The following is an 11701-nucleotide window of genomic DNA, read 5'->3' on the forward strand; positions in this document are numbered from 1 at the left end:
GACCGGTGCCCCGACCGGCCGGCGCGACCACACGGAACCGGCGAAGAGGAGTCTGGATGACGGAAAGCGGGACCGCGGCCGACAGCGGGAAGCGGGCGGACGCTCCGGGAACGCGCTCCCAGACGCTCGACCGCGGCATCCGCGCGCTGGAGGTGCTCCACGAGGCGCCCGGCCCGATGAGTATCTCCGAGCTGGCGCGTGCTTTGGAGGTGCACCGCTCCATCATCTACCGCATCCTGCGCACCCTGGAGGACCACCGGCTGGTCAGCCGCACCCGCGACGGGACCTACGAGCTCGGCCTCGGCCTGCCCGCTCTGGCCCGCGGGGTGTCGCGGGGCCTGCAATCGGCGGCGCTGCCCGTCCTGTCCTCGCTGGCCGACGCCACCGGGATGACGGCGTTCCTGGTGGTGCCGAGCGGGGACGAGGCCATCACGCTCGCCAACGTGGAGCCTCGGCAGTCGGTCGCGCACATCGCCTACGCGCCGGGCATGCGCCACCCGCTGGACCGCGGCGCCCCGGGGCTGGCCGTACTGGCGGCGCTGCCGCCGCGCGAGGACGAGCGCGCCGAGGTCGGGCAGGTGCGCGAGCGCGGGTGGGCGTACTCGCGTAGCGAGGTGCTGCCGGGGATGTCGGCGGTGGCCGCACCGATCTCCACCGCGACGGACGTCGCCTCGGTCGCGGTGATCTACCTCGAATCGGCGTGCCCGGATGAGCGGGGTCGCCAGGAGCTCGGAGAACGGGTGCGTTCGGCGGCCAAGGAGATCATGGCCGATGTGCCGTAGGGCGGAAAGATTCGCCGTCCTTTCCGAGCGAGAACGGGGACGGGTTACGCTCTTGCCAAATCGGTCGGTCGCTGCTTTCCTAGTCCGGTAGGCCGATTCGGCTCTATTTGGGAGCCGATCGTCCGATATCCGAATACCTTCACGCAGGGCCGTTTCGCTGGCTCCCCCTCCCTCAGTGACTGCCCTGCTTCCCCCTCCTTGCCGAGGCCGACCCTCCCCCTCCCGGACGGCATCTTCGGCCAGGAGCGAAGGGGCGGTGCCGGCGCGGCACCGCCCCTTCACCCTTCGCAGCGGGTCGATTCCACCGTGGCCGGATCCGGCCACGATCCGGACCGACCCGATGCCACTCCACGCACACAACGGCGCCGGTCCCCCATCGATGGGGGACCGGCGCTGTTACGGTTTCGGCCCGCCGCCTCGCGGGCGCGGTGAGGTCAGTCCTGGACGTGCACGCGCACCACGCCGGCCATGTTCTTCATCCGGACATCGGTGACCCGCACGTTCAGCCCGGTGCGCGGGGCCTCCAGCATCTTGCCGTCGCCCAGATAGATGGCCACGTGCGAGATGTAGTCGGGGGCGGTGGGGTCGTTGCGCCAGAAGATGAGGTCGCCGCGCTGGGCGTCCTTGTACTCCAGGCGCTCCCCGGCGTACCACTGGTCGTGCGTGACGCGCGGGATGGCGACACCATTGCGCGCGAACGCCCACTGCAGTAGGCCGGAGCAGTCGAACCCGCCCTCCGCCAGGGACTCACCTCCCCAGACGTAGGGCACGCCGACCATGGACTCGGCGTCGCTGATCACGCGCTCGATAGTGGAGCCGCCGACCGCACGGCCCGCGGCGTCCGACGGCCGCGGCTCGGGGTTCTCGGCGAGCAGCTGCAGCGAGGCGTCCTCGCCCAGCGTCTTCTCCAGGTCGTCCTTGAGCTCCCACAGGTCGGCCTCGGGCGCGGAGATGATCAGCCCGTTGCCCTCGGGGAAGCCGAGTTCCTCGGCGGTCGCGCGGGAGACGATGGCGTCGATCCCGGCCACGCCGGAGGTGGCGTGCGTCCAGACCTCGCGGGTCACCTCGCCCTTGGCCCCGGCGATGTCGACCTCGCTGCCGACGTCCAGCCCGCGCTGCTTGCCGGCGTCGTCGGAGAGCGCGACGCGGCCCTCGGCGATGCCCTGCCAGATCTCGTCGGACTCAGCCGAAGGCTTGGGCGCGTAGTTGCGGAATTCCGAGGGGTCGACGCCGAGCACCGCGGTGCTCTCGCCGTCGACGTTGACCCGCGCCGCGTCGACCACCTCGACGCTCTTGACGCCGTCGAGGTCGGCGACCTCGGCGATGGTCTTCTTGGACAACGCCTTCGGGGCCACCGCGAAATACTCGCGGGAACGCGCCTTGTCGAAGGGGGCGACCTCGACGTCCTCGTCGAGCGCCGCGGTGTCGGCCACCTCGGGCGCGCCGTCCCGCGTGCGCTCGGTTCCGGTGGCCGCCGCGGTGGGAGCGGCCGCTTGGCCCCGCTGGGCGTCGAGCGGCGGACGGTTGCGGACCTGGGGTTCGGGGGCCGCCCATGCGGGAGCGCCGAAAGCGGTGAACGCGACCGCGAAGGCGGCCGTGGCTCCCACGCACGATTTCAACCGATGACCCACCGTCGACCTCTTTCCAGCGCCCTTGGTGATCGAGTGTGCAGAGGTAAAAGTATGCCGCAAAAGGATGAAGGGTGACAGTTTCCCACTACAACCGCAACTCGGTGAACTATTGACATACAACGCCTCTCTCATTCCCCTTCGGGGTGTGACCTATGCCAGGTAGCCGCTCCGCGACCTCTCAGGCGTCCGCGTAGCACTTCACAACCGCGATATCCAGCGGGAATATCACCGGCGTGGCGCCGAACAGCAGTGTGCGGGCCTCCTCGGCCGCCTCCCGCACCTGCTCGACGGCGCTCTCGGCGATCGCCAGGGGGACGTGCAGCACCAGTTCGTCGTGCTGGAAGAAGACCATCTGCGGGACGCCGTAGGAAGTGTCGAGCTCGGTGAGCCTGCGGCGCACCGCCGCCATGAACACCAGCGCCCACTCCGCCGCGGTCGCCTGGATCACGAAGTTGCGGGTGAACCGCCCCCGCGACCTCGCCTGGCGGTCGCCGTCCGGCCGCTCCCGCCCCGCGTCGGCGCCGGCCGTTTCACCGCCGAACACGATGCGCCGCCACATCGCCGACGGCGGCGGGCAGGTGCGGCCGAGCCAGGAACGGACCAACATCCCCTCCTCGCCCGCCCGCGCCGCGTCGTCGACGTACTCCATCGCGCGCGGGTAGGCGCGGCGCATGGTGCGCAGCAGCGGGGCGGCGTCGCCGCTGGTCTGCCCGTACATCGCGGAGAGCATCGCGACCTTGGCCCGGTCCCGGTCCCCGCCGAACACGTCGGCCAGCGGTGCGTAGAGATCATCGGCCCCGGCCGCGGACGCCAGCGCCGTGTCGCCCGAGACGGCGGCGAGGACGCGCGGCTCCAGTTGCCCGGCGTCGGCGCTGATCAGCGTCCAGTCGGGGTCGGCGACCACCGCCCGGCGCACCACCTTGGGGATCTGCAACGCACCACCGCCGCGGGTGGCCCAGCGCCCCGAGACCACGCCGCCGACGATGTAGTCGGGACGGAACCGGCCGTGCCGCACCCACTGCTCCAGCCACGCCCAGCCGTTGGCCGAGTGCAGCCGGGCCAGTTCCTTGTAGCGCAGCAGCAACGGGACGACGGGGTGATCGACGCGTTCAAGCGCCCACGAGCGCGTCGACTCCACCGGGCGCCCGATACCCGCGAACGCCTTGACCAGCTGTGCCGGGGAGTCGGGGTTCACCTCGCGGCCGAACTCCCCCGAGATCCGCGTGGCGAGGTCGGCCAGCACCGGGGGACGCCCCACGCCGGCGGGTCGGCGGCCGAGCTGTTCGGTGAGGATAGTGTCGTGGACGTCGGCCCGCCAGGGCACACCCGCGCGCGCCATCTCGACCGCCGCGAGGGCACCGGCCGACTCGACAGCGCACAGCAGCGCGAAGCGGGACGGGTGGGGGAGTTCGGCGATGCGGCGCTGCTGGTCGGCGTGGACCTCGATAAGCGCGGTGAGCCGGTCGACCTCGGGCGGGACGGTGCACAAGTCGGGTTCGAACAGGGCGGGCGGGGGTTCGGCCCCCTCGCCGGGACGCTGCACCGGATCGGGCGGGACCTCGCGCCCGTGCAGCCGCGCCCACGCGGCCCCCAGCGAGCGGGGCTCGCCGCAGCGGCCGTGGTAGGCGAGGAGCAGGGATTCCACCAGCGCGACGTCGTGGCAGCGGGAGACCCGCAGCGAGTGGTCCATGAGCGCCGGGTACAGCTCCTCGGTCGATGCCCAGACCCAGCGCGCCGTACCGCCGGTGTGCTCCTCGTAGTCGGCGATCGCCCCGGCGAGGTGCCCGACCCGCCACAGGCTTCCCGCCGCGGCGTCGGTGGAGGCGATCTCGCGCAGCCGTCCGCCACCGTGCCCGTCCGAAACCACCGCTATGCGCATGGCCCCAGTGTGGCGGGGCCGGACGACATTTCCCAGTCTCAGGGCCGGGTGGGGACCACGTTCCGCAGCGGCTCACCCGAGGCCCAGCGGCGCACCTGGGCGTCGACGAAGCGGCGGGCGCGCGGGTAGAAGGTCGCCGATCCCCCCGCCACGTGCGGGGTGATGGCCACGCCGGGCGCGTCCCACAGCGGGTGGTCGGCGGGCAGCGGCTCGGGGTCGGTGACGTCCAGAGCCGCGCGGATCCGGCCCTTCTCCGCGAGCAAGGCGGAGGTATCGAGCAGCGGGCCGCGGCCCACGTTGACCACGAGCGCGTCGTCGGCGAGCAGCGCGAGCTCGGCGGCGCCGATGATCCCCTCGGTCTCGGGGGTGTGCGGGGCGACCAGGACCACGATGTCGGCCGCCGGCAGCAGCCGGTGCAGATCGTCCGCGCCGTAGACGTCCTGTTCGGGGCGCGCGCTGCGAGCCACGCGGATGACCTCGCACTCGTTGGGCCGCAGCCGCTCCTCGATGGCCGCGCCGATGCTGCCGTAGCCGAGGATGAGGACCCGCGATCCGGCCAGCGACCGCGTGTAGTGCGGCTGCCAGGTGTGCGCGTGCTGGTCGGCGCACCAGCGCGGCAGTTCGCGCTGGGCGGCGAGCATGAGGGCGAGGGCATGCTCGGCCGTGCTCGCGTCGTGCAGTCCGCGCCCGTTGGACAGCGTCACCCCGCCGGGCAGCACGTCCAGCGCGTGCTCGTATCCGGCGGTGAGCAGCTGGACGACGCGCAGCCGCGGCATCCGCCCGATCAGGTCGACGCGCTGGGTGCGCCCGTAGGGCACGACGTAGAAGACGACGTCGGACAGGTCGCCGGCGGGCTCGCCGGCCCCGTCGTACACGCTGCCGCGGACCCCCTCCGGCAGGTTGCGCAGGTTCTCCTCCCACGGCACCAGCACACGATCGGCCATGCTTTTCCCCTGATCCCCTCATGCCATTGCTATCGCGCACCACCCTAGATCGCGCCGGGCGGCGCCCGCCCACTGCTGAAGCCCGTCCGACGTGGCCGTCCGCCCCGGCACCCCACCCGCGCCGAGATTCGGACATCCGGAAACGGGGGTCCGGTCGGACGCCGCCGATTACAGTGAGCGGCATTTCCACCGACGCCGACCCCCAGGGAGCGGTGGCATGATCGCCGATTCCGGTTCACCCCGGTCCGACCCTCCTGATCTGCCCGTGAATTCGTGGGCCATCCTGGGTCTGCTCTCCTTCGGCCACGGGCTGTCCGGCTACCAGCTGCGCCAGTGGGCCGGAAACATCCTCGGATACTTCCACAGCGTTCCGGCGATGAGCCAGATCTACACCGAGCTCAAGCGCCTGGAGACGCACGGGTTCGTGCGTCCGGTCGGGACCGGCGGCGGCGCCGACCACCGGTCGCGGCGCAGGTACGTGATCACCCCGATCGGGCGTTCCGCGCTCTCCGGCTGGATCCGCTCCTCCCCCGTCGAGGCCGCCACCTGCCGCAACGGGGCGCTGCTGCGGGTCTGGCTCGGCGAGCACAGCGACCCGGCGCGGCTCCGCGAGATCGTGCGGGAGCACCGCGACCGAAGCGAGGAGATGCGGGCCTCGGCCTCGCGTTCGCGCGAGGAGGCCGAGAGCCCCTACGTTCGCCACCGCTACGCCGACATCGTGATGCGCTGGGCCGAGCGCCGCTACGCGGCTGAGCGCGATATCGCCGACCAGATGCTCACCGAGCTCGACGACCTGGACCATGGCTGACCCCACGCCCCTTCCCCCGTTGATCTCGGCGATATCGACCGAATATCGCCGCCGGTTATTCAGTCGATATCGCCGAGATCAACGGGCGGATGCTTAGGACGCGGTGCGCACCAGCTCGTAGCAGGCGATCGCCGCCGCGGCGGTGACGTTGAAGGAGTCGACGTCGCGCCCGGCCATCGGGATGCGCACGCCGACGTCGGCCTGGTCGAGCCAGTGCGAGGACAGCCCGTCCCCCTCGGTTCCCAGCAGCAGGGCGATCGGCCGGTCCCGCCCGGCGCGGTCGAGCGCGTCGGCCAGCGGCAGTGATCCCGCGCCGGGGGTCAGCGCCAGCAGCCCGAAACCCCGTTCGCGCACCGTCTGGAGTCCGCCGTACCAGTCGTCGAGCCGCGTGTAGGGCTGGGTGAACACCGCCCCCATCGACACCTTGACCGAGCGCCGGTAAAGCGGGTCGGCGCAGCGCGGGGCCAGCAGGATGGCGTCGATGCCCAGCCCGGAGGCGCTGCGGAAGATGGCGCCGACGTTCGTGTGGTCGACGATGTCCTCCAGGACGACGACCCGGCGGGCCCCGCGCAGGACGTCATCGACAGCGGGCAGCGGGCGGCGGCGGAAGGACGCCAGGGCGCCGCGGTGCAGGTCGAAGCCGACCAGTGACGCGGCGACGTCCTCGGAGACGATGTAGAGCGGGGCGTCGACGGACTCCCGCACGTCGTCGAGGGCGTTGCGGCGGCGTTCGGTGAGCAGCATCGAGCGGGGTTCGAACCCCGCGCGCAGCGCCCGCCGGATGACCTTCTCCCCCTCGGCCATAAACAGGCCGTGCTCGGCCTCCAGGCTCTTGCGCAGGTTGACGTCGCGCAGCCGGACGTAGTCGGCCAGCCGCTCGTCCGACGGGTCGGGAACCTCGATGACGCTCATGACCCCCAGTATCGGCCCAACCGGAGGTGGTCGGGCTTTCCGCGAGCGCGGCTAGCCGAGCGGGTCGGTGAGCGGGCGCAGCCGCTCCCAGCGGGCCTCTTCGCAGGAGTCGGTGCGCTTGACGGTGGTATCGATCTCCACGCCGTCCCACACGCCGGTGATGGTGGCCTCCTGCGGGCCGTACTCCTTTTCCCTGCACACCGCGTCGTCGGCGACCTCGGCGAACGGGTTGCTCTCGCTGTCCTTGGCGTCGGGGTCGACCGTCAGCTTGGCGATCTCCGCGCAGGCGGCGGGGTCGGTGGCGGGGTTGCCCTCGCATGTGAGGTTCTGCACGTAGGCCTGGGTGCGGTCGGTGACGTGGACCTGGAGTCGGCCGACCGGGCCCGCGGGAACGTCCGCGAGCTCACTCACGGTGCTGACCTCGGACTCCACCGCGGTCGCCGGCACCACGGGCACGAGGGAAGTACCCACGACGAGGAGGTAGCCGAACGCTCCGGCGCAGCACAGCGACGCCAGGAGTGCGGTGCCCGCCGTCCGGGGGGATCGACGGTGGGGGTTCAGCTTGGACATGGCCGCCACTCTATGCAGTCGTAACGTTGATTTGGGCCGTATCGACGCAACGCCCCAGATGACCTTTACCTCCGCGCTACCCCCCGAGCACCGGCCACTGCGGGGATGCCGCCACGGTGGCGGCCCCCTGCGTGATCCGGAGCACTCGAACGCGAGGTTCCGGCGTGCGCCGAATCCGCATCCTAGCCACGTCTCCGCGGCCAGGTCACCTCCCGTCCTCAGTTCGATCACGTTCGCGCCTGACTCTTTCCACCCGCGTTACCAGGCAGTAATGTCACGCTCACGCACGTGCCGCGCCTACTCGGAGTTGATGTGCCCACCGGACGACATCGCATGGCCCCCGAAACCGGCGGCCCGGCGCCCGATGAGCAGCGCGGGGTACTGCGCTCCCCCCTCGGGATCATCGCGGTGGCGGCCGGGATCGTCGTCCTGCTCGGCATCGCCGTGCCCGTGGGGCTGCGCTACCTCGGCTGCGGGGAGACCCGCTACCTGCGGGTGGCCACCACGCTGAGCATGACGCCGCTGCTGCAGGAGGCCGCCGACGAGTTCAACGACGGCGAGCCGACCTACTCCGGCGTGTGCGTGTTCGCCCAGGCCAAGGAGATGGCGCCGCACCGGATCACCACGGAGCTGTCCGGTGGCGGCACCGGCCGTTCCACGCTCACCCCGGACGTGTGGGTCCCGGAGTCCTCGGCCTGGGTGGAGCTGACCCGCGTCTCGGAGGCCGGGGCGCGCGCGATCGAGACCAGGCCCCGCTCACTGGCCACCTCCCCGGTGGTCCTCACCGCTCCCGAGGGCACCAAGGGCGTCCCCGCGCCGGACCGCGCGAGCTGGAAGGAGATCCTGCCCGGCGAGCGCACCCCCGATCGGCCGATGGTGATGGTCGACCCCAACCGCGGCGTCGACGGAATGACGGCGATGTACGCGGTGCGCCAGATCCTGGGGCGAGGCGACAAAGCCGACACCGCCATGACCGACTTCGTGCACGGCGTACAGCGGGACACGGCGTTCGGCGAGATCGACCTCACCGGTGTCTACCCCAGCACGCTGGGTGTGGATCCGCTGACCGTCGTCCCGGAACAGGCGGTGATCCGGTACAACGACCGGACCTCCGACACCCCGCTCAAGGCGCTCTACCCCACCGAGGGGACGGTCGAGCTCGACTACCCCTACGTGTCCGTCGGGGACGACCCGGTGATGCGGGCGGCCGCCGACGACCTCTACGACCTCCTGCTGGGCGACGACTACCAGGACCGGCTGCGCGAACTGGGGTTCCGCGATCCGGACGGCACGGCCGCCGGCGACCTGGCCGACCGCGACGACATCATCGCCGAACCGTCCACGACGTACGAGGACCTGACCGGGGACGCGCTCCTGGGCGCGTTGGAGGACTGGAACCGGCTGTCCATGGCCACCCGCGCGCTGGTTCTGGCCGATGTGTCGAAGCACATGAGCTCCGACCTCAACGGCGGGCCGTCCCGACTGGAGGTCACCAAGGACGCCGCACAGCTGGGCCTGTCGCTCTTCCCCGACCGCGCCGACATGGGCCTGTGGCTGCTGTCGAGCGGATTCGGCTCCTCGGGCCGCGACGAGGTCCGGGGCATCGCCGAACTCGGCGGGCCCGACCGCGAGGACGCGAGCGCGACCCGGCGCGAGAAGCTCAGCGGGATCGCCGAGGACATCTCGGTCGAGGGCGGGGAACCGCGGCTGTACGACAACATCCTGGCGGCCTATGAGGAGGTGGAGGACGCCTATGACGAGGACAAGATCAACACGGTCATCCTCCTGACCGCCGGCCAGGACGGCGGGTCCAGCGAGATCTCCCAGCGGGAACTGGTGGCCGAGCTGGAGGACCGGTTCGACCCGGACCGGCCGGTGACCATGTTCATCATCGCGTTCGGCGAGCAGCCCGAAGAGAGCGGCCTGCGCGAGGTCGCCGCCGCGACCAGCGGCTCCCTGTTCGTCACCGACGACCCCGACGAGATCGGCGAGATCTTCCTCAGCTCGGTGTCGCGGCGCCTGTGCGTGCCCAACTGCGATGAGTAATCCCCCGTCAACGCACCACCGAATTGGGTCACGATGAAGTAACAGTATCTCCGCCCGAAACTGCAGAAACGCACCCGTGATCGGGCGGAAAAGCTCAGGTCACCACCGCACGGCTGACCGGGCCTTCAGAAGGCGTCGCCACGATCACCCGATCGTCGGAAACGCACCGAAGCTGCCACCGCTTCCACCTTCTCCCTCGATGCGGTCTTCAGTACCGTTCCGATCCACACCCCCCATTCGCACCACACCCCCCGTGAGGAAACCTTGGGACGCCATCGCGAGAACTACGCAGGTGACGAGGGCCGCCCGGCCCGCAGAGAGCAGAGCCGCGCCCGGCGCCGCCGGGGACGCGGCGGCGCCTTCGTCGCTCTCGCCGCGGCCTTCGCGATCATCCTCGGCCTGGCGATCACCGGCTATTACACGCTGAACAACCAGGACGGCTGCGGCGGCAAGGACATCCCGCTGAGCGTCGTTGCCAGCCCGGAGCTCGTCCCAGCGCTCGACCGTGTCGCCTCCGATTTCAACAGCGCCAAGCACGGCGTCGACGGACGCTGCGTCCGCGTCGAGGTGCGGGGGGAGGACTCCGCCAACGTCGCCTACGGCATCACCGGCGCCGGACCGACCCTCGGCGACACCGATTCCGACGTGTGGATCCCCGACTCGCGGCTGTGGCACAACATCGTCGAGAACCACAGCGGCGGAGCGGCCCTGACCGACACCGGGACGTCCGTCGCCTACTCCCCGCTGGTGCTGGCCCAGCCGGCCGCCGCGGCCGAGAAGTCCGACGCGGAGCCCTCCTGGGACGCGCTCGTCCCGACGGCCGCGCCGACCGGCGGCACCACCCACAACGCCGTGCGCGTCGTCGACCCCATCCGCAGCGCGTCGGGGATGGCCACGCTCGCGCTGATCTCCGACGCCATCGGCAGCGAGGAGGAGAAGCAGCCGCAGCTCGTCGCCGCGCTGCAGACCCTGCAACGGGGGGTGACACCCGACGAGGAGGCCGCGTTCGGTGTGCTCAGCCAGGAAAGCGACACCCCGCCCATCATGGTCCTCTCCGAGCAGGCCGCCTGGCGGTACAACGCCGACCACGAGGACGCCCCGGCCGAGGTGAGCTACCCCGAGGGCGGCACCTACACCCTCGACTACCCCTACATTGTGCGGACCGAGGACCCGATCCTCTCGCGGGCGGCCGAGACCTTCCGCGCGACGCTGTCGGGCGCGAGCGTCCAGAAGGCGATGCTCGCCGAGGGGTTCCGGAACGCCGAGGGTGCGGCCGACCCTGACGTCCTGACGTCCGACAACGGTTTCCAGGAGAAGGCGCCGGAGAGCCTGCCCGACCCGTCGTCGGGGACCGTGGAGCGGCTCGGCCAGGCGTGGAACCAGCTCAAGCTCGACACCCGCCTGCTCACCATCGTCGACATCTCCGGCTCCATGCTGGAGACCGTGCCCGGCACCGACAAGAACCGCATGGAGGTCACCACCGCGTCCGCCATCCAGGGGCTGGAGATGTTCCCACCCGAGTCGGAGCTGGGCCTGTGGGAGTTCTCCACCGCCCTCAACAACGAACTCGACTACCGCGAGCTGACGCCGGTGCGTGAGCTGAGCGCCAAGGGCGAGGGGGGCACCCACAAGCAACAGATCGCCTCGGCGCTGGGCAAGATCGAACCGAAGCCCACCGGCGACACCGGGCTGTACGACACCTACCTCGCCGCGTTCCGCGAGATGTCGCGCAACTACAAGGCCGACCGCATCAACGCCATCCTGATGCTCACCGACGGCAACAACGACGACCCCAACGGCATCTCCCTCGACCACCTCCTCCAGACGCTGCAGACGGAGGGGTCACGGGAGCGGCCGGTGCCCATATTCACCATCGCCTTCGGCCCCGACATCGACCCTGGACCCCTGGAGAAGGTCGCCAAGGCCACCGGCGGGGCCACCTACACCACCAAGGACCCCACCGAGATCGGCGACATCTTCCTCCGCGCCTTCGCCCAGCGCCTGAAGGGGCCGGAGAGCTCGGAGGACGGCGAGTAAGGGGTCCAGCGCGACAGCGGAGGGGTCGCTGGCCTTCACCGTACGTGGCCAGATCCGGCCACCCGATCGTGGTGGCCGGGTCTCCGCACGCC

Annotated in this window: 9 protein-coding genes; 4 read left to right on the top strand and 5 right to left on the bottom strand. The window is 71.1% G+C overall.

Translation table 11 applies throughout. From position 1 onward, the window contains the following. Positions 1–56 precede the first annotated feature (56 nt). Positions 57–782 carry an IclR family transcriptional regulator gene (locus ABD259_RS15875; protein WP_344104806.1) on the top strand — a complete coding sequence of 242 codons (726 nt, stop codon included), beginning with the start codon at positions 57–59 and terminating at the stop codon, positions 780–782. 434 nt (positions 783–1216) lie between these two features. On the opposite strand, the gene ABD259_RS15880 is transcribed toward ABD259_RS15875, so the two are convergent. The 3 genes from ABD259_RS15880 to ABD259_RS15890 form a co-directional block, all read right to left on the bottom strand. Further along, positions 1217–2413, bottom strand: coding sequence for a C40 family peptidase (locus ABD259_RS15880; RefSeq protein ID WP_412759413.1), 1197 nt, complete (start codon positions 2411–2413; stop codon positions 1217–1219). Between the two features lie 178 nt (positions 2414–2591). Further along, a complete protein-coding gene (locus ABD259_RS15885; protein ID WP_344104810.1) occupies positions 2592–4292 on the bottom strand; it encodes a bifunctional 3'-5' exonuclease/DNA polymerase in 1701 nt (566 codons plus the stop codon). A gap of 38 nt (positions 4293–4330) precedes the next feature. Beyond that, the gene (locus ABD259_RS15890) at positions 4331–5236 is read right to left on the bottom strand and encodes a 2-hydroxyacid dehydrogenase (RefSeq protein ID WP_344104812.1); all 906 of its coding nucleotides are present in this window, start codon (positions 5234–5236) and stop codon (positions 4331–4333) included. A 217-nt stretch (positions 5237–5453) separates the two neighbouring features. Here ABD259_RS15890 and ABD259_RS15895 point away from each other — a divergent pair, with 217 nt between their 5' ends. Continuing rightward, complete coding sequence (locus ABD259_RS15895; protein ID WP_344104814.1) at positions 5454–6044, top strand: PadR family transcriptional regulator; 591 nt, start codon at positions 5454–5456, stop codon at positions 6042–6044. A gap of 93 nt (positions 6045–6137) precedes the next feature. Here the strand turns inward: ABD259_RS15895 and ABD259_RS15900 are convergent, their stop codons facing one another. Together ABD259_RS15900 and ABD259_RS15905 are read right to left on the bottom strand one after the other, a co-directional pair. Then, entirely contained in the window at positions 6138–6956 is an 819-nt protein-coding gene (locus tag ABD259_RS15900) for a TrmH family RNA methyltransferase (RefSeq protein WP_344104816.1), read from the bottom strand. A 51-nt stretch (positions 6957–7007) separates the two neighbouring features. Then, positions 7008–7526 carry a subtilase-type protease inhibitor gene (locus ABD259_RS15905; protein WP_344104818.1) on the bottom strand — a complete coding sequence of 173 codons (519 nt, stop codon included), beginning with the start codon at positions 7524–7526 and terminating at the stop codon, positions 7008–7010. Between the two features lie 333 nt (positions 7527–7859). Here ABD259_RS15905 and ABD259_RS15910 point away from each other — a divergent pair, with 333 nt between their 5' ends. Both ABD259_RS15910 and ABD259_RS15915 read left to right on the top strand, forming a co-directional pair. Next, entirely contained in the window at positions 7860–9572 is a 1713-nt protein-coding gene (locus tag ABD259_RS15910; RefSeq protein ID WP_344163397.1) for a substrate-binding domain-containing protein, read from the top strand. 264 nt (positions 9573–9836) lie between these two features. Further along, positions 9837–11609, top strand: a complete 1773-nt coding sequence (locus ABD259_RS15915) for a substrate-binding and VWA domain-containing protein (RefSeq protein ID WP_344104822.1) — start codon at positions 9837–9839, stop codon at positions 11607–11609. Positions 11610–11701: the final 92 nt, after the last annotated feature.

This window comes from Nocardiopsis rhodophaea, assembly GCF_039530945.1.
Classification (GTDB): Bacteria; Actinomycetota; Actinomycetes; order Streptosporangiales; family Streptosporangiaceae; genus Nocardiopsis_C; species Nocardiopsis_C rhodophaea.

Excerpts from the sequence above, each read along its gene's own strand:
- ABD259_RS15875 (WP_344104806.1), top strand. The coding sequence starts at position 57 with ATGACGGAAAGCGGGACCGCGGCCGACAGCGGGAAGCGGGCGGACGCT.
- ABD259_RS15885 (WP_344104810.1), bottom strand. The coding sequence starts at position 4,292 with ATGCGCATAGCGGTGGTTTCGGACGGGCACGGTGGCGGACGGCTGCGC.
- ABD259_RS15890 (WP_344104812.1), bottom strand. The coding sequence starts at position 5,236 with ATGGCCGATCGTGTGCTGGTGCCGTGGGAGGAGAACCTGCGCAACCTG.
- ABD259_RS15895 (WP_344104814.1), top strand. The coding sequence starts at position 5,454 with ATGATCGCCGATTCCGGTTCACCCCGGTCCGACCCTCCTGATCTGCCC.
- ABD259_RS15900 (WP_344104816.1), bottom strand. The coding sequence starts at position 6,956 with ATGAGCGTCATCGAGGTTCCCGACCCGTCGGACGAGCGGCTGGCCGAC.
- ABD259_RS15905 (WP_344104818.1), bottom strand. The coding sequence starts at position 7,526 with ATGTCCAAGCTGAACCCCCACCGTCGATCCCCCCGGACGGCGGGCACC.
- ABD259_RS15910 (WP_344163397.1), top strand. The coding sequence starts at position 7,860 with ATGGCCCCCGAAACCGGCGGCCCGGCGCCCGATGAGCAGCGCGGGGTA.